The organism is Pseudoalteromonas sp. 20-92, assembly GCF_030847595.1.
Classification (GTDB): Bacteria; Pseudomonadota; Gammaproteobacteria; order Enterobacterales; family Alteromonadaceae; genus Pseudoalteromonas; species Pseudoalteromonas fuliginea.
Window position 1 is genome coordinate 38,498 of sequence record NZ_JANJGQ010000012.1, and the last position, 19,910, is coordinate 58,407.

Here is a 19,910-nt window from a genome sequence, read left to right on the forward strand (position 1 = left end):
CATATTTTTAAAACAAGTGTAGTGATTAAGGCAACTCTGTTTGTTAAAAAACGGACATGCTATATGAATAAAAAACCACTAATGCTGGTGGCGCTACTGTGCACATTATCTACACAGAACGTTTTGGCAAAAAAAGAGCCTCAAAATGTATTAACGCTTAAGCAAGCGCTAATAAATACCGAGCAGCAAAATGCAGTGCTTAAGCGCTATCCTTATCATCAAAAAATCTTAAGCGCTTTAAAAGACCAAGCTGCACTTAAACCTAATCCTGTTGTAAGCTTTGAAGCTGAAAACATTATGGGCACTCAGGCTTATAGTGGCATTAAAGGGGCGCAATACACACTAGCGCTAAGCCAATTAATAGAGCTGGGCGATAAACGACAACAGCGTGTAAATTACGCAACAGCTAATATAAAAGCGCAAACAATTGAGTATAAAAATACCCGTTTGGCGCTTTTAGCTACTACGGCTGAGCGTTACTATCAAGCGCTAAAATACCAAGCTCTAATTGCACTAAATACAGAGCGAAGAAATACAGTACAGCAGGCGCTTAAAGCAATAGAACAGCGTGCAAATGCAGGCGCTGCATCCCTTGCTGATGTAACACGTATGCGCTATGCATTAAGCCAAGTGAAATTAAATAGTGCTTTACTAAACAGCGAATTATCGCGAGCTCGTTTAGCGCTTAATGAGCTTTGGCAAAAGCAGGTATATAGCGATTATTATGCCGGTGATTTAAGTTTCATTACTCCCCTTAAAAGCGAGCAAGCATTGATTGATGCGGTTAATAGTGCACCTGAGTTTGCGTTGTTACAGCAACAATATTTGCAACAAACTGCCAACTTAGCACTGCAAAAATCAACGGGTCAAAGTGATTTAACGCTTGGCGGCGGTGTGCGCTATAACCAGCAAGCTGACGCCAGCTCGTTTGTGTTTTCGTTTTCAATGCCGCTGCAATTAAGCAATTCTAATAGCGGTAATATTGAGGCGGCGCAGCATCAACTTACCCTACTTAATGAGCAACAAGGGCAATTACGTATTCAGTTGCGCCAACAAATACGTACGCTGTATGCGTACTACCAAGGTAAAACTGAGCAAGCACAACTTTTAGCGCAGCACGTTATTCCTCAAGCCAAAACGCTGATAGAACAAAGCTTAAAGAGCTACCAACAAGGGCAAATATCGGTATTGCAATTGCTAGATGCACAGCAAGCTTTATTTGACTCTAAACGAGCACTTATCAACACCTATAGCGAACTATATCAAGTACTACTTACTCTTGAGCGCTTAACTGGCCAATCTTTAATTGAGACTCATCAATCATGAACAAAACACTTATCGCATTATTAATTACGCAACTTTTTGCACTCCCATTATTAAGTAGCACGGCTATGGCGTCAGCTAATCATCACGCAGAAGGTCACGAAGAAGGTCATGGAGATGAACACCAAGAAAAAGGCCCACACGGCGGATTTTTACTAACCAATAACGCGCTTGATTTAGAGCTTAAATTAACCCAGTTTGCAGGTAATACCGAGCTGCGAATATATGGGTTTAATAACGATAAAGCTGTGGATATAAATCAGTTGGACGTAACCATAAACGTGCAGCGTTTAAGTGAGAAGCCACAGCTTATTAGCTTTAAAGCCGAAGGTGATTATTTAGTTAGTACCGTGAGCGTGAATGAACCGCACTCATTTAAGCTTGATGTAATGGCAAGTTATAAAGGGCAAAAAATTAACTACCACTATGAGCAATAAGAGGGGCGTACAGCGCTAAGCGAGGCTGCAATTGAACGTGCAGGTATTAAAACCGAGATTGCAAAAGCAGGTAGCGTTGAACTAACAGATACTCTATTTGGTGTTATAGCACCCACCGCACACGGCACCGTGGAAGTAATGGCGCCTTATACCGGTTTAGTTAACGATATTTTTGTAAGCATTGGCCAAAACGTTAAAAAAGGCGATAGGCTTGCAAGTATCACTAACCGCGAAACCCTGCAAAATTACACCATAAAAAGCCCAATGACAGGCGTTATTACCGAGCAATATTTAAAGCGCGGTGAGCTTGCTAGTAGCGCGTTAATGCAAATAGTCAATCTTGAAACTGTATGGGTTGAGCTCTCGGCGTTTCCTGAAAATATTGAAAAACTCGCCATAGGGCAAAGCGCTAAGGTGTACGACTTACATCATCATTTAAACGCACAAGGTGAGGTGTTTTTTATTGCACCTATGATGACAGGCGGACATATTGCGCGTGCGCGAATCGAGCTTAAAAACCAAGATGGCCATTGGCGCCCGGGCATGCACGTAAATAGCGACGTTAGTATCGCAAATGTAAATGCTGCTGTGCGAGTAAAAGCTACCGCTGTGCAAGAATTTAACGGTAAAGCGAGTGTGTTTATTAAAAGCGGCAATGTGTTTGAAGTACGCCCTGTAAAACTTGGTGCTAAAAACAGCGAGTGGGTAGAGGTACTCGAGGGGCTTTCGCCAAACAGTGAGTATGTAATGCAAAACAGTTATGTAATTAAAGCCGATATATTAAAAAGTGGCGCAAGCCACTCACACTAGGAGGCAGCATGATTAACTGGATAGTTTCGTTTGCGGTTAAACGCCGCATGATGGTGCTTGCACTCACGCTTTTATTTGCAGGTTTTGGTGTATACAACACACAAAATTTAGCGGTGGATGCCGTACCTGATATAACTAATGTGCAAGTGCAAATTAACACCAAAGCACCTGGGTTTACTCCGCTTGAAGCAGAGCAGCGTATAACCTATTTAATTGAAACTGCGATGGCAGGTATACCTAAGCTTGATTACACCCGTTCGATTTCGCGTTATGGGCTTTCGCAAGTAACCGTTATTTTTAACGAAGGTACTGATATTTACTGGGCTCGCCAGCAAATTAGTGAGCGAATTCAAAGTATTCGATCAGATTTACCTGCCAATATTGAGCCAAACTTAGGGCCAATTGCCAGCGGCCTGGGGGAGATTTTTACTTACTCTGTGCATGCAAATAAAGGCGCATTAAAAGACGATGGCACCCCATTTAGCGCAGAAGACTTACGTACCTTGCAAGATTGGGTTATTCGTCCGCAGTTATTAAAAGTAAAAGGGGTTACCGAAATAAACAGCCAAGGGGGATTTGAGCGCCAATACCAAGTAGCGCCAATGCCTGAAAAACTACTCGCTTATAAGCTCACGCTAAGCGATGTAATTACTGCACTTAAATTAAATAACAGTAACCAAGGCGCAGGGTTTATAGAGCGTTTTGACGGGCAATATTTAGTGCGCTCGCCAGGGCAATTAAAAACCATAGATGATATAGCTAATACCGTGGTTGCAAAACGTGATGATGCGCCTGTACGCATTAAAGATGTCGCAAATGTGCGTTTAGGCAAAGAGCTTAGAACTGGCGCAGCCACTTATAACGGCAAAGAGACCGTACTTGGCACCGCTATGATGCTCATTGGCGAAAACAGCCGCGTAGTGGCAAAAGCGATGGCCGATAAACTTAACGACGTACAACTAAGCTTACCTGAAGGGGTTGTAGTTGAGGCCGTTTATGACCGTACAACCCTTGTTGATAAAACCATAGAAACCGTAAAAACTAACCTGTTCGAAGGTGCGGTATTAGTGATTGTTATTTTGCTGCTGTTATTAGGTAATGTAACTGGTGCGCTTATTACGGCCATGGTTATTCCGCTTAGCATGTTATTTGCCATTACCGGTATGGTTGGCAATCGTGTTTCGGGTAACCTAATGAGCCTAGGCGCAATCGATTTTGGTTTAATTGTTGATGGCGCTGTAATTGTAGTTGAAAACTGCCTGCGCCAACTCGGTGTAGCTCAGCATAAACATGGCAGGCTACTTACTTTGAACGAGCGTTTAAGTGTTGTAACCGCCGCCACTAAAGAAGTGTTCAGCCCAGCAGTATTTGGCATTTTAATTATTATGCTGGTGTATTTACCGCTGTTTGCACTAAGCGGGGTTGAGGGCAAAATGTTTCAGCCAATGGCGTTTACAGTGGTTGCTGCATTAGTTGGCGCACTTATTTTTGCAGTGACGTTTGTACCTGCTGCTATTGCGGTGTTTGTACGCGGTAAAGTGAGTGAGAGCGAAAATGCGGTTATGCGCGGTATTAAAAAAGGTTATAAACCGCTACTTGGCTTATCGCTTAAGTTACCGTGGGTAATGCTAAGCATTGCTGCTGTGCTTGTAATTGCACTTGGCTTCAAAGTTAAAAATATGGGTGCTGAATTTTTACCACAGCTTGATGAAGGCGATATAGCCATGCATGCACTGCGCATTACCGGCACCGGCATTGAGCAATCGGTAAAAATGCAAAAAGAGCTAGAGCAAGCCATTTTAGACATACCTGAAGTTGAAAAGGTATTTTCAAAAATTGGTACGCCTGATGTAGCAAATGATCCTATGCCACCTAACGTTGCCGATACATTCTTAATGTTAAAGCCGCGCGAGCAATGGCCTAATCCAGCTTTAAGTAAAGAAGAACTGGTTAAGCAAATTCGCCATTTAGTAAATGAAGTGCCAGGTAATAACTATGAGTTTACACAGCCTATAGAAATGCGCTTTAACGAGTTAATAGCAGGCGTGCGGGCCGATGTAGCAGTGCGTATTTATGGCGATGACTTATCAACATTAAAAGAGTATGGCGAAAAAGCCACTGCCTTGGTGCAAAGCATTGCTGGCGCAACCGATGTACGTCTTGAACAAATGGAAGGTTTGCCTACACTTTCGGTAACGCCGCTTCGTGACCATATGGCGCTGTTAGGCTTAACCGTAACCGATATACAGCAAAGTGTGAGCGCAGCGGTAGGTGGTGTGCAAACTGGGCTTATTTATGAAGGCGATAAACGCTTTTCGTTATTAGTGCGTTTAGATGAACGCTGGTCAAGCGATGTATCACAGCTTGGGCGTTTGCCAGTGGCCGTGCCAAAAAGTGCCAACCCAGACCTTGCATTTGTACCGCTTGGCGAAGTAGCAAATATTAGTATTGATAAAGGACCTAATCAAATAAACCGTGAAAGCGGTAAGCGTAATGTAGTCGTAACTGCAAATGTAGAAGGGCGCGATTTAGCAAGCTTTGTAAGTGATGCGCAGGCGGCTTTAAATTCTCAGCTTAATTTACCAAGTGGTTATTGGATTGAATACGGCGGCACATTTGAGCAATTAGAATCGGCAAGTAAGCGGTTATCGCTGGTGGTGCCAGTTACTTTATTGCTTATATTTGGCCTGCTTTACAGTGCGTTTAATTCACTGCGTGATTCGTTAATTATATTTAGCGGCGTACCACTTGCACTGACAGGTGGCGTGCTTGCGTTATTGCTACGCGACATGCCGCTTTCAATATCAGCAGGCGTTGGCTTTATTGCGCTTAGCGGTGTAGCAGTATTAAATGGTGTGGTTATGCTGTCGTTTATTAAACAATTAAGAGCCGATGGGCTTAGTTTAATTGATGCGATACAAACAGGTGCTCTTTCGCGCCTGCGCCCAGTACTTATGACCGCTTTAGTGGCAAGTTTAGGGTTTATTCCTATGGCGCTAAATACAGGCACCGGCGCTGAGCTACAACGGCCGCTGGCGACGGTTGTTGTAGGAGGGATTATTTCATCAACCCTACTTACGCTATTAATATTGCCTGCACTTTATAAGCTAGTACATGCAAAATTTAACAAGCAACAAACAGCTTAGCTAATTGCACCTGTTAAGTAACGTAAAAAGCAGCTGAAATTTCAGCTGCTTTTTGTTGTTAAGTAAACTTTGCAGGTTAATTATATTGAAAAAGATTATCCCAGCGCTCATCTAATATCGTTTTTGCGTGTTCTAAATTGATTGCGCTATACACATCACTAGTGCACGTTACCAAACGCATACGTATCAGCTTTTCAAGTGCGTCGCTAATTTCAAAATCAAGATCGCACTGGTATTTACTTTTAAACCAATGCTCTATTTGTTCATCAAGCGTTTGTGCGGTTAAGCCGCTTTCTGATTTTAGTAAAAAGGTATACGCAAGCAGCGCTTCTTTTATGTCTTCTTCTTCTGCGGCGTCAATAAGCGTGTGAAAAACACCCGCGTTGTTATCAAGGTTTTTAAAGTAGAGATTATCGCTAAGCGCTTTCATAAATTTAATTTTACGGTTTTTAAACTTACTCCATTCTTTAAAAATAAAGCTGCCAAATACTCCCATGCCAATAGCAAAGGTAATAAAGTGTTGTTGGGTCATTTCTACAGCTTCACTTCTAAAACCACCCCAAAAAGCAAACAGAGCAAGCAATAATACGATTGATGCGCCAAGTTTAGTTATAAGTACCACTGCACCGCCAACTAAAGCCGATGAGCCAATAATTGCTTTATCAATAGGGCGCATGCGTACTTCGCTATTAGGAAATAGCATTTCGAGATCGGCCTTTGGCACATTTTGAAACAGCTTTACTATGGTTGAGCTTGGCTCAAATCCCAGTGGCGTTTTATTTTTAGCTTCAAAATAAGCGCTGTCTTTAAAGCGAATAAACACGGCAACACGGTCGTAATTAGTAAAGTGCAGCGGCTTTTTACGAAGGCCCCAAAAGCTGGTAATGGTTTCAGTGAGTTGCGATTCGCCACGGCGATAAAAAACCACTTCTTCAAAGTCGTCAAATTCAACTTCAAGGCGCACCTTAAATAGTGACTCTTCGTTTAATGCATCTTGTAAGTCTTCATTGGTGATCACTTCAAAATTAGCAGCATTGAGTACTTTGGCAAAATCTTTAGCAAATTCACGTTGGCACTGCGCTTTTTGAACCGCCGATACTGGCGCTAATGATCGCGTGTCACTATTAGGATCAAACGGGGCGTAGTTATTTTTAAGTGATTCAAGTGTTGCGTGGTAATCGTAATGAATAAGGCTGGCTAGTAAATCGCAAAATTGTTTAAACGATGTTTTTTGTGTACTGCTTCTAAGCTCTTCGCTGCACATATCAACAATATCTTGCTTTCTAAAGGGAATAAAACGCGCACTTTGCATAAATTTAATAACTACTTACAATTAAAATACTCACTACTTTTAATTGTAAGTTAATTTGTCTGCTATTTCTAACGTGCTTTTTGTTTAAGCACTATTTATCTTGGCTAGAAGGAAAAAAGCCGAGTTATAGTCATAACTCGGCCTAAATATTAATTATTTTGTGTACCTTTAAAATTTATAACTTACATTTACACCTAAATTACGGCCTGCTTCGCTGTAGCGTTTAATGCCGTTATCAGTCACTCCGATCCCAGGTCTCATATCACCTTGGTCAACAAAGCGGACACTATCCCAACGGTAATATTCTTTATCTGTTACGTTGTATACGCCTGCAACCAAGCGTAAAGACTCAGTAATATTGTAATACCCAGTTAGGTCAATAATTGTTGCTGCATTACTAGAATAAAGAGGGTATGTTTTTTCGCCATTTTCATCGATTGTAAAGGAGTCTTTATCTTCTTTACCTGCAGTGTAAGAAGCATATGTGTGAACGCCCCAATTACCTTCAGGCTGGTCGTAGCTTATTCCCCACGTTAAATTGAACGGCTGAATAGAGTAGATAGGCGTATCTTCGCTATTTTCACCACTTGTATAAGCTGCTTGTACACGTGTTTTTAAACCGGGTGTTAAATCAAATGTGCGGCTTAGGTTAAGGTCGGCCGAGAACTCAATACCTTTAATTTCAACGGTATCTGAATTAAAGTTGACAAAAAATCCATCTGGGTCTGTTTCACCCGTATTAGTATTTATGCCTTGGCGTTTTTCGCTATCAATAAAGTCTTTATACTTACTGAAAAAAGTACCTAAACGAAAACTACCTTTAGAAAACTCACCAACTAACGCAACGTCATAGTTAGTGCTGTATTCCGCTTTTAGATCGGCATTGGGAACTTCATTCCAATCATCGAGAGTGCCACTTGTTGTGTACATATCTTCAATGGTAGGTGCTCTGAAGCCAGTTGATACACCCATTTCAATACTAAATGAATCATTGAGTGCTTGTTCAATGCCAGCTGTCCATGTTGCCATAGAGAACGAAATTTCTCCTAATGTTCCTGATTCATCTGAATAGTTTTCATCTGCTTTAGCATTATATGTATAGTGGTCATATCGTGCGCCAAGACGCGCCTGAGTTGTTTTTCCAAGATTAAACGTATCTAAGGCGTATAAAGTATAAATGTCGGCTTCTGATTTTGGGATCAAAGCTTGGCTGCTTGATTCTACCCAACCCTTGTCGTTTAAAATGCTGTTAGACTTTCGTACTTGTGAGTTTTCATAGTCTTTATTTAATATTTCAGCACCATAAACTAATTTATGTTTTTGTTGCGCAAACTTAAATGACTTCTCTAGATCAACTGTTACTTGGAATAGGTCTTGATTAAAAGCACGTGTATCAACACGGTCTTCATCGGTAGTTATTCCACCACCAAAACCAAATCTAGCGTGTTGGCTCGTATTAGCCGCAAAGTCGATACTTTGTTTATTTAATGCAGTGGTTATTTTATCAAAAAGAGCTGTTTCACCTTCGTATTTATGAAAAACACCAACTCGGGTTGTTTTACTTATATCGTTGCCTACTCGGTTTGAATACCAACCCCCATTAAATGATTGCGTATCAGTAATAACTTTTGTTTTGTAATAAGTACCAACAAATCCAATTTCATTGTCAGGACTAATTTCATAAATAAGCTTAGCTAGTACACTATTTAACTTAGTATCTTGAGGGTCAGGAATTTCTCTGGCAGAGCCTTCTATATCAGCGCCATTCATATCATAGTTTTCAAATTCATTACCATCGCGATAGGTATAAATAATGAGTGATTCTAGAGCACCAGTTCTATTAGCCGCAGTGAGTGAGGTCATTGTTTCGCTATTTTCACCACTGTAGCCTGCTTTTATGGCAAAACCTGAGTCATCGCCTTGATAAGAAAGAAAATCGTCAGGATCTTTCGTTGTCATATTAACGGCACCAGCAAGCGAACCGTTACCCGATAAAATAGCATCAGCACCTTTAACAATTTCAACTGATTTTAGTGCTTCAATATCGACACCATTACGTGAACCTTTAAAATATCCGTAAGCTTGTCCGCTTTCGTACTTTAGTGTTTCGCCCTGTGGCACACCATCAACATTAATAGCAACTCGGTCTTCATCTAATCCTCTAATATTAAAGCCACTTGCACCCCAGCGATCATCACCTTTTGATACAGATACACCAGGTACTAATTTTACTAAATCTTCAAAGTTATCAACTTGGCGAAGTGCTAATTCTTCACTACTAAGTACTTCTACTACCGCATCACGCTCAATGCTTTGAGATTTAACAACCGTTTTTTCTAGTGTTTGTATGGTCTGTCCGAAAGCTTGCCCACTAAGTGCAATGGTTATTGCACTGGTTAAAATGGATTTTTTATATTTCATGATGATCCCTAATTTAATGTTAATTTAAATGCAAAGGTAAATGATTGCGATTTACGTATTTATTTTTTAATAATACCTTTAAATGAGTAAGCGTTAGAGGCGATTATTATTTGTTGTTTTATAAGTTATGCTTACAATTCCCAGTTCACCTTTAGCAGGAATGACCAATTTTTTAGGTAGTGAGGCTGATTCAGTATGAGGGCTAAACTCAAATTCAATCCGTTTATAGTTGTGGCCTCCACCTTCTCTTGCCGCTTCTATATTTAGATAGTATTTAGCTTTTCTATCAAATTCACCATTATTATTTAGGCCACTCCAAAGAACTTTATATTCTCCTGGTCGGCGAGTTGGACGAGCTATACCATCTAATAAATCTGGATTTTTACGACCGACACGTCGCCACCAACGACTGTTTTCTTTAGCCCATCGATTACTTTCACCCAGTAATAGTAAATTATGAACACTACGGTTTTGGCGATCGCTTATCCAAATAGCAACATAAGGTTTTTCATATTTAGCTACTTGTAAATTAGGTATTTGATATTCTATTTGCAGTGAGTTAGCAGAAAGCTCATCAATGGCTTCAGTTTCAGAGCCTACAAAAGTATGCCATCCAGCTGATGCCACTTTTAAACCTTGAGGCGATACTATTAATGCTTCAACATTTTCTAGTTGATTAACCCAATCTATTCCTTGTGATATTGATTGAGTGCTTAATGCCGTTGCGATGGCATCTGCAGTGACGGCGTCTTTAGCTATAACCGTTGCAGATGGCGCATAGTCCATTGGCCAGCCATCTTGTGGATCTAAAATATGACTAAATTTTCTTCTTTGAATCTGTCTAAAGCGATTATGGTGACTACTTGATGCAATGGCCATATTTGATAAATTCACATAATATGGCGCTGCTGATTGAGCATCGTTTAGATTTGTCGGATCGGCTATTGCAACATGCCATTTAGCATTATTATTTGGTTTTCCCCAATAATATGCATCACCGCCAATATCTAATTTTAATCCCGTTGCATCAGGCAATAACGAATGCAAATGCGCATAAGCTAAGTCAATAATAAACCCTTTTGCTAACCCCGCAGGATCAAGTGCTATTTTTTCATCTAATATTACACTGCTTTTTACAGCATCAATGTTAATGGTTGAGCGTTGGATGTCGCGAGCTTTATAACGTACGGCAATCCTATCTGGTACGCTATCAGTGCGTTCAGCGGCTAACCAAAGCTCTTTCAATTTTCCCATTTTGCAACTGAATTTTTTATGCGAAGCGGCATGCCATTTTTCACATAATTCAACAATTTCAATTAATTCACTAGGAAGGTTTTGTTTACTTCCTAATTTGTTTAGCAAGCTAATCTGACTCTCTTTTTGCCACGGTGAAAGAATCCCTTCTAAGCGTGTTATTTCATTTAATGTACTACCTATCGCTTTTTCGGCTTGCAGTTGAGGTACACCTGCAATGCTTATATCCATTGATGTACCTAATACATTATCGTAATGGGCATTTACCATTGCAAGAACTGGCTGTGTGTTAAAAATAAGCAATAAAGCAGCACCGAATATTTTTTTTAACATGATTTATCAACATTCCTTAATTCAATATTGTTCTCCCTGCCTGTAAATTTATTGGCAGGGAGGCGTTTAATATTCAGTAATTAGTGTTTGATGATTTTGCCGTTTTATTGTTGCTCACATATTCATTTTTTTTAGGCGCTGGATCTAGGTTGTTGACGATACCGTCTTTGTCAGTATCCCAACGTGTAAAACTACGATGCCCTGACAGCTGGTATTCAGCAAAGGTCATTGCACCATCTTCATCTTTATCTAAAACATTAAAACGAATGTGTGTTTGTTTTAATGCAGCTTTGCGTGTACTGGCTATCTTTTTATCTAAACGGTTTTCATATTCAAAAATATACTCTTGCTCTGTTAGCCAATTATTAGCATCTTCGTCGGCACGATTAAAGTCTTGTCGACGGCGTTGGTTAAATTCTTTTTGGGTAATAATGTTATCTTGATTTAGGTCGTATTTAATAAAAAAACCTTTTCGATCGTGCGTTGTTGGCATACGAAGTAGGCGTTTTGCTCTGTTTAATTTGTTTTGTTTTTCTTGTGCTAATTGCTGCTCAGTTTTTTCAACCGTTTTCTTTTCTGTTTTTCTTTTTGGCTCAGGATCTAGGTCGTTAATTGTGCCGTCTTTATTTACATCATATTTTGTAAAACTTCGTACACCAGATGCTTGGTATTCTTGCCATTCCATTTTAGCATTTTCATTTTTATCGAGTGCTTTGAAGCGTACTGTGGTTTGTTTAACTTGCACTAACCTATCAAGGGTAAGTTGTTTATCCATGCGGTCTTGGTATTCAAAAACATATTCGTTTTCGCTTACTGCGCCATCCTTATTTTCGTCAGTGTTGTTAAAGTTATTCTGTCGGGCATTGTCAAATTCAGCTAAGTGCACATTGCCGTCATTGTTGGTATCGTATTGGTTTATGTAAATCGACTTGCTATGCGATGCTGCATTTGTGACTGTACTTAGTAGTGCTAAAACAGTAGTAAAAGTAATCGTTATTATTTTGTTCATTTTATTTCTCGTTTATTCTGTCGCTTCAACAACAAGGGTGTAGGTATTACTGATTTGAGGGGCCGGAGAGCCTTTAGGTGCATCACTTTTATAACGTGCACGTAAAAGGTATACGCCTTGTTTTTGTGGCATAAAGCTAAACTCGCCTTTATCGTTACTTTTTAATGAGATGGAAGATTTATCATTGCTAAATTGATCGTTCGCCTGAAAAACATCAACAGTTAAGTCAGCCAGTGGTTTTCCATTAAACAAGCTAACCATTGATAAACGTTCACCAACAAAAAGTTCATTAGGGTGGCTTTTAGCAACAAACTCTAAGCCTTGACCGTAAGGTTTTAGGGCTGTTTCACTTGGGGCACCTTTGGTTACATAACTTTCAGCTAAGGTGAGTGATTGGAAAAAGGCGAGTAACTTTCCTCCCTCAGGGATTGCATCCATTGGGTTTTCTAGCGATTTTCTTTCACCGTTTATTTCATACATTTTAAACACACGGCCTAAGCGTTTACCTGTGCTAAAGCGATAAGTACCTTCTTCTTTTAGCTGATGCTCTACAACCATACGTAAATGCAATTTCACAACATTATCAGGATTTATGGTTTCACCATTAGGAGTAATTACAGTAAAAATACTGTTATTAAACGCAAGCTCAGGAACAAAGAATTTCTCTGCAAAAGCAGCGTCTAAAGTAACGTTATCTTGACTTGATTCATCAAAAGAGTAGGGCGTTAAATAAGGAGTGTGGGCATAACTTGTTGCACAGACTGTGAGTAGCATCACACCTGTTAATAGTTTTTTTAAACGCATAATAAATTCCTAATTAAGTAAACAAATAATACAGTTGAGCGGGAATAATTTCGCCATATTATATATAAATACGAATAATTCGCAATATCATTTTTATTTAATTGGTGTGTTTTTTACATGAATATGTTTTCAGTAAAAACCTTGGACTTAGCTTGTAACGTTTATTGCTTATAAGGCGAAACATATGTAGTAAATAGCGACTTGCTCATAAATATGTATTTTCATCCTGTATTAAGCTGAATATGCGATGATACTTCGCAAGTTAGTTATATTGTTACTTGGATTGTAGGGAGGTTAATTTAACCTGAACTGTGGATAATAAATCTATCTCAAGCAGCTATTTTCAGCGCTCACTGTGTTGAATTTACTTGCAACAGGCCAGCTATTGACGCGTAAGTTCGTCTTGTTTTTACTGAAAATTTCTGGCTAGAGAATATAAATTTACATATCACTATAATTCAATACGTTGGTAAATATCTTAACCAGATCTCAGGTTAATTTAACTTTATTAGCATTCGATTTTGGTGGGTTTATCTCTGTAGGTTAAATTTACAGTAGTGGTTTTTTAGGTGAAATAGACTTTATATTTTGTTGTGTAAGTGACTGATAAATAAAAGCAAAGTCCTCTACTTTATATTGTTGAGAGTTTAAATTATAGAAGGGAATTATAATGGCTATTCAAAAAAAACTTAAACAAAAAACACGTCAATTTATAGATTCTAAGCATATGTTAAGTGGTATTACCGTTGCGTCTTTTTTAGAGTCGACTATAGTCCCTATTCCACTTGAGGCTGTTTTAGTGCCATTAATGCAAGCTCGACGTGAAAAACTTTGGCTTATTGCATTTATGGCTACTTTGGGATGTGTTGTGGGAGCTCTGTTTGGCTATGCTTTGGGTTATTACCTATTTGACGCCGTTGGTGATTGGATCATTAATACGTTTTCAACACCTGAGCAATTTAAAGATGTTCAGCAACAAATGCAAGAACAAGGTTTTTGGTTTGTTATAACGCTTGGTATTGTACCAATCCCTTTTCAAATAGCGATGCTTGCTGCTGGGGCAACTAAATATTCAATTTGGTTATTTTTGTTAGCCAGTGCTATTGCACGTTCTATTCGTTATTTTAGTTTGGCTATTATTGTGTATTACGCGGGTAATCAAGCTGAACGGATAATAAGTAAACATAAAACTAAAGCTATGATTGGTTTAAGTGTTTTAATACTAGGGACATGGGGGGTAAGTACACTCATTTAATGCAGTGGCTTTGTATCTGAATTTTGAACGTGTGTTATAATTTTACGTGTTGCTCATATAGCCTAACGTAAAATTGGACGATAATGAATCCCGAAATAGTAAGTATAAAGTTAAGTCGCTTTGTCCATCTCACTAAGCTGAATAAGCTTTTAATGTTTATACTTCTTTCCTATATTCTGGTGTTTTCTGCTTATTCTTTAATGAATTTTCCTTTTTTAGATTTTAAAAATAATATTTATGGTTTTACGACGGATGTTATTAATTTAATAGTCATTGTTGCTATTTTTTGGGTTGTACAGTGCTCAAAGTTAGCTAAAAAAGCATATTTTTACGTAAGCACTGGATTGTTATTATGGATTGTCGGTATTACGGCTGATGTGCTTGATGAGGTAGTTATACCACCTTACTGGGTAAGTTTGTATGTTGAAGATTTATGCCGAACTATAGGTATGACAATAACCGCTTTTGGCTTGTTTAAAACTATGTTATTTATGCAAAAAATGCATAATCGGCTAGCTAAAGAGCTCATTATGGATGATTTGACTAATGTGCATAACAGGCGTTGTTTTTATCGATATGTGAAAAATGTGACGACACCCGCATACACTCTTTTAATAATTGATATAGATCATTTTAAATCTATAAATGATGACTTCGGTCACGATATGGGAGACAAAATACTTAAAGAGTTTGCCTATAAAGTGAATGCTTTATTTGATGACACGAGTGTTTTTGCTCGAATTGGTGGTGAAGAGTTTGCCGGTTATTTCCCCCCAAGTAATATTAATGATGTGACTGATTTTTCCCAAACTATTTTAGAACTCGCCCATACAATTAATGTGAAAAATGACCGCTTTATAACTGTAAGCATAGGTATTGCACAACGCATTGAACGAGAGTTGTTTGATGAGGTAATGAAGCGAGCTGATCTTGCTTTGTATAAAGCAAAAGAAACTGGCCGTAATAGGTACGTAGTGAGCTGATCTTTTCAACCTCTAAACGCAGACGTTAAAACGCTAAGCATTTGCTGTGGTTGTCCCTCAAACTTTCCCTTTTGTAATCTATTATCAATATTAAAGACACTTTCATACACTTTTTAACGTTTACGTCAGGAAGTGTCAGTGCGAGTAATGCTTTGTAAATTATGAAATTAAAATAGGGTATTCGAGTCATAAAAGGGATTTTAATAATAAGGAATAACTCTAATGACCAACTCCCTGTTTAAAGCTGCTTTACCACTTAGTTTAATCTCTATCTTAGCCGGTTGTGGCTCCGATGATAGCTCAAGTGATACCGGTTATATTCAATTATACAATGGCTCTTATAACAGCCCATACACTCGACTATTTATTGATGAAACAGAGCGTTCGGGTACTGACTTTGCTGATGTAACTACTCGTCACAACTACAGTACTGACACTTATGATGTAAGTTTTGAGTACCTTGATGCCAACGACAGTTACATAACCATTAGTGAACAAGAAGTGTCGATTAAAGGTGATAAAACGCAATTAATTGTGATGAGTGGCGATTTTGCTGAGCCTATATTCACAGAGCTTAGCGTGCCTATCTCTAGTGACACTGATGAATTTAACTTAGGTTTTTTTAATACCACGAATGAAAATAATAACTATGATATTTATATAGCTACGGATGATGGTGTATTTGAAAGCGCAACATTATTTGCCTCTGCGCAGTATTTGACTGAGCCCGATCTGCAAACACTTGAAGAAGGGTATTATACAATTTATGTGACAGCGGCAGGTAGTTCGGATGTTATTTTTGAATCACCTTCAGTTTATTACTACGACGAAGCAAGCTACGTTGCTATGATCCGTCCAAGCTATGCAACCGAAAAAAACGGTATTACGCTTGATATAGTGACTGATAATAACTATGTCACGGAGCTAAATCATCAAGATGCACAAGGCCAATTACGATTCATTAATACAATGGATAGCTATTCACCTGTTAGCTTCTCAATTACTCGTGGTACTACAGAGTTAACAACAGATACAGTAGCCAACGATACTTATACTAACTATGTTGAATTATCGCCTAACAGCTACAGTGTTGCTATGTATGACGAAGAAGGCACCAAGCTTGCTGATAACTTTTTAATGACGTTAGAGCGTGAACAAAGTGCAGTGGGGATTTTTTATAACGACGAAGAAAATGGTCCTCGTATGATGAGCGTAGAAGAAAACCTTACACCTAGCAGTTATAGTCATACGGTATCAGTTGTAAATTTAATTGAAAATTATGCAGGTCAATCAGTCTCTGAAGTTGACGTGTACTTTACACTTAACGGTGAAACAGTAGAAGACACAAGTAATGTTGTTGATGGGCTTGATAAATACGATCAAGAAGAGCAAGTCGTAAACAACGAGATTTACACTGTTTATGCAGTATTTGAGGATAACGGGCAGCAAATTGTGCTTATCCAACAAAGCGATATGGACTTTACGCAAGAAGGAAACTACATACTTATCTTAGAGCACGATACAACAACGAGCTCAGGTTATAAAATGACCTTAGAACGTACGATCACCGATAGTGTTGAATAGTTAGTTTTAAAAATAGTTACATGCCCTGAGTATTTTTTACTTGGGGCTTTTTTTTGATTAAAAATAACAGGTTTGTTTGTTGATGGAGACAGGTTGTATTTTAGTCGTAAACAGATGTCTTAGTTAAGTTAGAGTCTGAACAGCTCAACATATTTAATCGTTTATTATTTTAGCTCTATTTTGTTTGTAGTTTTTATTATCAAACCGTAATTATAGGTAAATTAAGGGGAGTCAAATTAGCTCACGTTGTCGTTTTTTGTAAAAAAAAACAACATAAACACATGGTTTAAATAGGGGATAAAAAACACTGACATATTTAATTCATCTTCTGTAATTAGGATGTCCGTGTCGAGCCAGTATGGCCTATTAATCATAAGCAGCAATTAAGAGAAACATTATGAACCCTTTTAAATCATCACCTTTTATTAAGTCGAGTCTCGCATTAGCATGTTGTGGCATTTTATATACAACCCCAGTTTTAGCTGATGGCGCCGTTAAAGGACGCATTACCGATTCAAGTCAAAGTGTTTACTTTGGTGGTGCAAAAATTACTGTAAAAGAACTAAACCTAAAAACAGTCAGCGGGCGTGATGGTACTTTCTCATTTAATAATTTACCAGCAGGGGATTACACCTTAATGGTTGATTATATTGGTGCATCCTCGGTAGAGAAAAAAATAAAAATTGTTGATGAAAACGTGTTCACGCAACAAATAATAATAGGTGAGCAAGAGGATGCGATTGATAATATTATTGTTTATGGTCAAAGTGCAGGGCAAGCTGGCGCGATTAACAGACAAAAAAATGCCAGTAACCTAAAGTCAGTGGTAAGTGCTGATTCAATTGGTCAGCTCCCAGATCAAAATGCAGCGGAAGCTTTACAGCGCTTGCCGGGGGTTTTTATAGCGCGAGACCAAGGTGAAGGACGTTTTGTTGGTATTCGTGGTATCGATCCTAATTTAAATAATGTGACCGTGAATGGCCTTAATGTACCTTCTCCCGAGGCAGGGGTTCGCAGTGTGGCAATGGATGTTATTCCAAGTGAATTAATTCAAAGTTTAGAAGTAAGTAAAACGGTCACACCCGACATGGATGCAAGTGCGATTGGTGGCTCAATTGAAGTTAAAAGTTTAAGTGCTTTTGATAAATCAGGGCAGAGTTATAGCTTCACCGCACAAGGTTCATATAATGAACTTGAGTCGGACACTAGCCCTAAACTTTCGGCAAGTTTTACAGATGTTTATGAACTCAATAACGGTTTGGATTTAGGGGTAGCGACTGCTATTTCATGGTTTAAACGTGACTTTGGTTCTCGTAATGTTGAAACTGATGGTGGCTGGAGCGAATTTAAAGTTGAAGATGACGCTACGGGTGAAGATATAAAAATCTTTGGAGCAGAAGAGATTGAGCAACGCCAATATCAAATTACACGTGAGCGTTTAGGTGCTGCGCTTAACTTTGATTTACACAGTGGTGTAGCAAATCGATACTATTTACGCACACTTTACAGTGATTTCTCGGATGATGAATACCGCCAGCGTAAAGAGTTTAAGTTTAGCGATGGCCAAGTTAATACACATGATAATAACAGCGCTTCTTTTTCTGACGCTGAAATGGACCGAGATACGAAAGATCGTTATGAAGAACAAAGCATTTTGTCATTGGTCGCAGGTGGCGAGCATCAATTAAACAATTGGTTTGTTGAATACAGCGTCGGTTACTCAAAGTCAGACGAAAAAGAGCCAGATCGCTTAGATGTAAGCTTTGCGGGTGAAGGGCTTGATTTGGGTTATATTGCACAAAGTGAAATACCAAGCTTATCTCAATCATCTAATGCTAACGACATGAGCAATTTTGTTTTAGATAAAGTCGAGGCTAACGACAATCTTAGTGAAGATGAAGCAATGACCTTTAAGGTTGATTTTAGTCGTGATTTTGTTTGGAATAATAACAATGGTGAATTCAAGTTTGGCGCTAAATATCAAAGCCGTGAAAAACGTAACGATGTAAATGTTTGGATTTATAAGGATGACTTACAAGGAGCACTCGCGAGTGACTTCGCTGCGTCTGCCCCCGACTATGATTTAGGAGAATTTGGTCCTGGTCTAAATCGTTCAGCTATCCGTCAATTTGTGAATAATAATCGTGGTGCATTTGAACTGAACGAAAACGACTCACAAGTTGAGTCCGATGGTGCAAGTTATACCAGTAATGAAGATATTGTTGCAGCTTATGCAATGGTAACGTTAGATATTGATAAGTTACAAATTGTCGCAGGCCTTCGTTATGAAGGAACTCAATTTGATACTGAAGGTAATCAGGTCGCGCTATTAACTGATGATGTAAACGATACGGAAGTAGTTACAAGCACACCTTGGGAAGCCACAAAAGATTATGATCATTTTTTACCTAGTTTAAATATGCGCTATGAGCACAGTGATAAATTAGTCTCTCGTTTTGCCTATACAAATACAATTGCACGCCCTTCATTTAAAGATTCTGCGGCGTTTCAGTTAATTGAATCTGAAAGCAGTGAAGATGACGGCGTAATTTCCGTTGAGCGTAAAGCTGAAGTAGGGAACCCCGATTTAGACCCTTATGAATCAATGAATCTCGATGCCTCTATTGAATACTACCCAGGCAGTATTGGGGTACTTTCAGCGGGGCTGTTCTACAAAGATATCGACAACTATATTGTTCAGCAAGAAGTACAAGATAACGGCCAATGGAATGGTTACCAAGAAGTTGTGCAAATGGTTAATGGTGGCTCTGCATCACTAACAGGGCTTGAACTTAACTGGAGTAAAACGTTTGATTCTGGTTTTTTAATTAGTGCAAATGGCACATTTATTAATGCTGACGATGACTTACCAAATCAAGCAGATAAAATAGGTAACTTTATTGTTGGTTATGAAAACAATGTAATTAGCACTCGTTTGAGCGCATCTTATAAGAGTGAAAGCTTCCAATTTGAAGATGCTGACATGAATGTATATGAAGATAGTCACACGCAATTAGATTTCAGCGGTAAGTACTTTATAAATGATTCTGTTAATGTTTACTTTAATGCGAAAAACTTAACCGATGAGCCTTTGTATCTTTATCATGGTGAGCGTAAATACAACTACCAATATGAATCATACGGTCGTACTTATGAGCTAGGGTTTACTATTAACTCTCTTTAATTTACACAACGAAAAAGGCCTACTTGATATAAGTAGGCCTTTTTGTGGAATATAA

11 protein-coding genes and 1 pseudogene are annotated in these 19,910 nt (G+C 38.7%); 7 read left to right on the forward strand and 5 right to left on the reverse strand.

From position 1 onward, the window contains the following. Positions 1 to 63 precede the first annotated feature (63 nt). From NRL14_RS11925 to NRL14_RS11935, 3 genes and pseudogenes are all read left to right on the forward strand, one after another. Entirely contained in the window at positions 64 to 1,326 is a 1,263-nt protein-coding gene (locus NRL14_RS11925) for a TolC family protein (RefSeq protein WP_306724742.1), read from the forward strand. Next, positions 1,323 to 2,570, forward strand: a pseudogene (locus tag NRL14_RS11930) (efflux RND transporter periplasmic adaptor subunit). Before NRL14_RS11925 ends, NRL14_RS11930 begins: the two are co-directional and overlap by 4 nt. 8 nt (positions 2,571 to 2,578) lie before the next feature. Next, positions 2,579 to 5,716 carry an efflux RND transporter permease subunit gene (locus NRL14_RS11935; RefSeq protein WP_306724743.1) on the forward strand — a complete coding sequence of 1,046 codons (3,138 nt, stop codon included), beginning with the start codon at positions 2,579 to 2,581 and terminating at the stop codon, positions 5,714 to 5,716. Positions 5,717 to 5,792: 76 nt separating this feature from the next. Here the strand turns inward: NRL14_RS11935 and NRL14_RS11940 are convergent, their stop codons facing one another. From NRL14_RS11940 to NRL14_RS11960, 5 genes are all read right to left on the reverse strand, one after another. Continuing rightward, positions 5,793 to 7,028, reverse strand: coding sequence for a TMEM143 family protein (locus tag NRL14_RS11940; protein ID WP_306724744.1), 1,236 nt, complete (start codon positions 7,026 to 7,028; stop codon positions 5,793 to 5,795). A 168-nt stretch (positions 7,029 to 7,196) separates the two neighbouring features. Then, positions 7,197 to 9,449 carry a TonB-dependent hemoglobin/transferrin/lactoferrin family receptor gene (locus NRL14_RS11945; RefSeq protein WP_007378237.1) on the reverse strand — a complete coding sequence of 751 codons (2,253 nt, stop codon included), beginning with the start codon at positions 9,447 to 9,449 and terminating at the stop codon, positions 7,197 to 7,199. A gap of 93 nt (positions 9,450 to 9,542) precedes the next feature. Beyond that, the gene (locus NRL14_RS11950) at positions 9,543 to 11,036 is read right to left on the reverse strand and encodes a DUF2271 domain-containing protein (protein WP_306724745.1); all 1,494 of its coding nucleotides are present in this window, start codon (positions 11,034 to 11,036) and stop codon (positions 9,543 to 9,545) included. A gap of 73 nt (positions 11,037 to 11,109) precedes the next feature. Further along, the gene (locus tag NRL14_RS11955; protein WP_306724746.1) at positions 11,110 to 12,045 is read right to left on the reverse strand and encodes a hypothetical protein; all 936 of its coding nucleotides are present in this window, start codon (positions 12,043 to 12,045) and stop codon (positions 11,110 to 11,112) included. Positions 12,046 to 12,057: 12 nt separating this feature from the next. After that, complete coding sequence (locus NRL14_RS11960; RefSeq protein WP_306724747.1) at positions 12,058 to 12,849, reverse strand: DUF4198 domain-containing protein; 792 nt, start codon at positions 12,847 to 12,849, stop codon at positions 12,058 to 12,060. Between the two features lie 670 nt (positions 12,850 to 13,519). Between NRL14_RS11960 and NRL14_RS11965 the strand changes: the two genes are divergently transcribed. From NRL14_RS11965 to NRL14_RS11980, 4 genes are all read left to right on the forward strand, one after another. Then, positions 13,520 to 14,104 (forward strand): YqaA family protein, encoded by a 585-nt coding sequence (locus NRL14_RS11965; RefSeq protein ID WP_306724748.1) that lies wholly within the window; start codon positions 13,520 to 13,522, stop codon positions 14,102 to 14,104. 83 nt (positions 14,105 to 14,187) lie between these two features. Then, a complete protein-coding gene (locus NRL14_RS11970) occupies positions 14,188 to 15,087 on the forward strand; it encodes a GGDEF domain-containing protein (RefSeq protein ID WP_306724749.1) in 900 nt (299 codons plus the stop codon). A gap of 222 nt (positions 15,088 to 15,309) precedes the next feature. Beyond that, positions 15,310 to 16,671, forward strand: coding sequence for a hypothetical protein (locus NRL14_RS11975; RefSeq protein ID WP_306724750.1), 1,362 nt, complete (start codon positions 15,310 to 15,312; stop codon positions 16,669 to 16,671). 397 nt (positions 16,672 to 17,068) lie between these two features. Next, positions 17,069 to 19,855 carry a TonB-dependent receptor gene (locus NRL14_RS11980; protein ID WP_149606446.1) on the forward strand — a complete coding sequence of 929 codons (2,787 nt, stop codon included), beginning with the start codon at positions 17,069 to 17,071 and terminating at the stop codon, positions 19,853 to 19,855. Positions 19,856 to 19,910 lie beyond the last annotated feature (55 nt).

Bases quoted from the DNA above. Each gene is read 5' to 3' on its own strand.
- NRL14_RS11925 (WP_306724742.1), top strand. From the start codon at position 64: ATGAATAAAAAACCACTAATGCTGGTGGCGCTACTGTGCACATTATCT.
- NRL14_RS11935 (WP_306724743.1), top strand. From the start codon at position 2,579: ATGATTAACTGGATAGTTTCGTTTGCGGTTAAACGCCGCATGATGGTG.
- NRL14_RS11940 (WP_306724744.1), bottom strand. From the start codon at position 7,028: ATGCAAAGTGCGCGTTTTATTCCCTTTAGAAAGCAAGATATTGTTGAT.
- NRL14_RS11945 (WP_007378237.1), bottom strand. From the start codon at position 9,449: ATGAAATATAAAAAATCCATTTTAACCAGTGCAATAACCATTGCACTT.
- NRL14_RS11950 (WP_306724745.1), bottom strand. From the start codon at position 11,036: ATGTTAAAAAAAATATTCGGTGCTGCTTTATTGCTTATTTTTAACACA.
- NRL14_RS11955 (WP_306724746.1), bottom strand. From the start codon at position 12,045: ATGAACAAAATAATAACGATTACTTTTACTACTGTTTTAGCACTACTA.
- NRL14_RS11960 (WP_306724747.1), bottom strand. From the start codon at position 12,849: ATGCGTTTAAAAAAACTATTAACAGGTGTGATGCTACTCACAGTCTGT.
- NRL14_RS11965 (WP_306724748.1), top strand. From the start codon at position 13,520: ATGGCTATTCAAAAAAAACTTAAACAAAAAACACGTCAATTTATAGAT.
- NRL14_RS11970 (WP_306724749.1), top strand. From the start codon at position 14,188: ATGAATCCCGAAATAGTAAGTATAAAGTTAAGTCGCTTTGTCCATCTC.
- NRL14_RS11975 (WP_306724750.1), top strand. From the start codon at position 15,310: ATGACCAACTCCCTGTTTAAAGCTGCTTTACCACTTAGTTTAATCTCT.
- NRL14_RS11980 (WP_149606446.1), top strand. From the start codon at position 17,069: ATGAACCCTTTTAAATCATCACCTTTTATTAAGTCGAGTCTCGCATTA.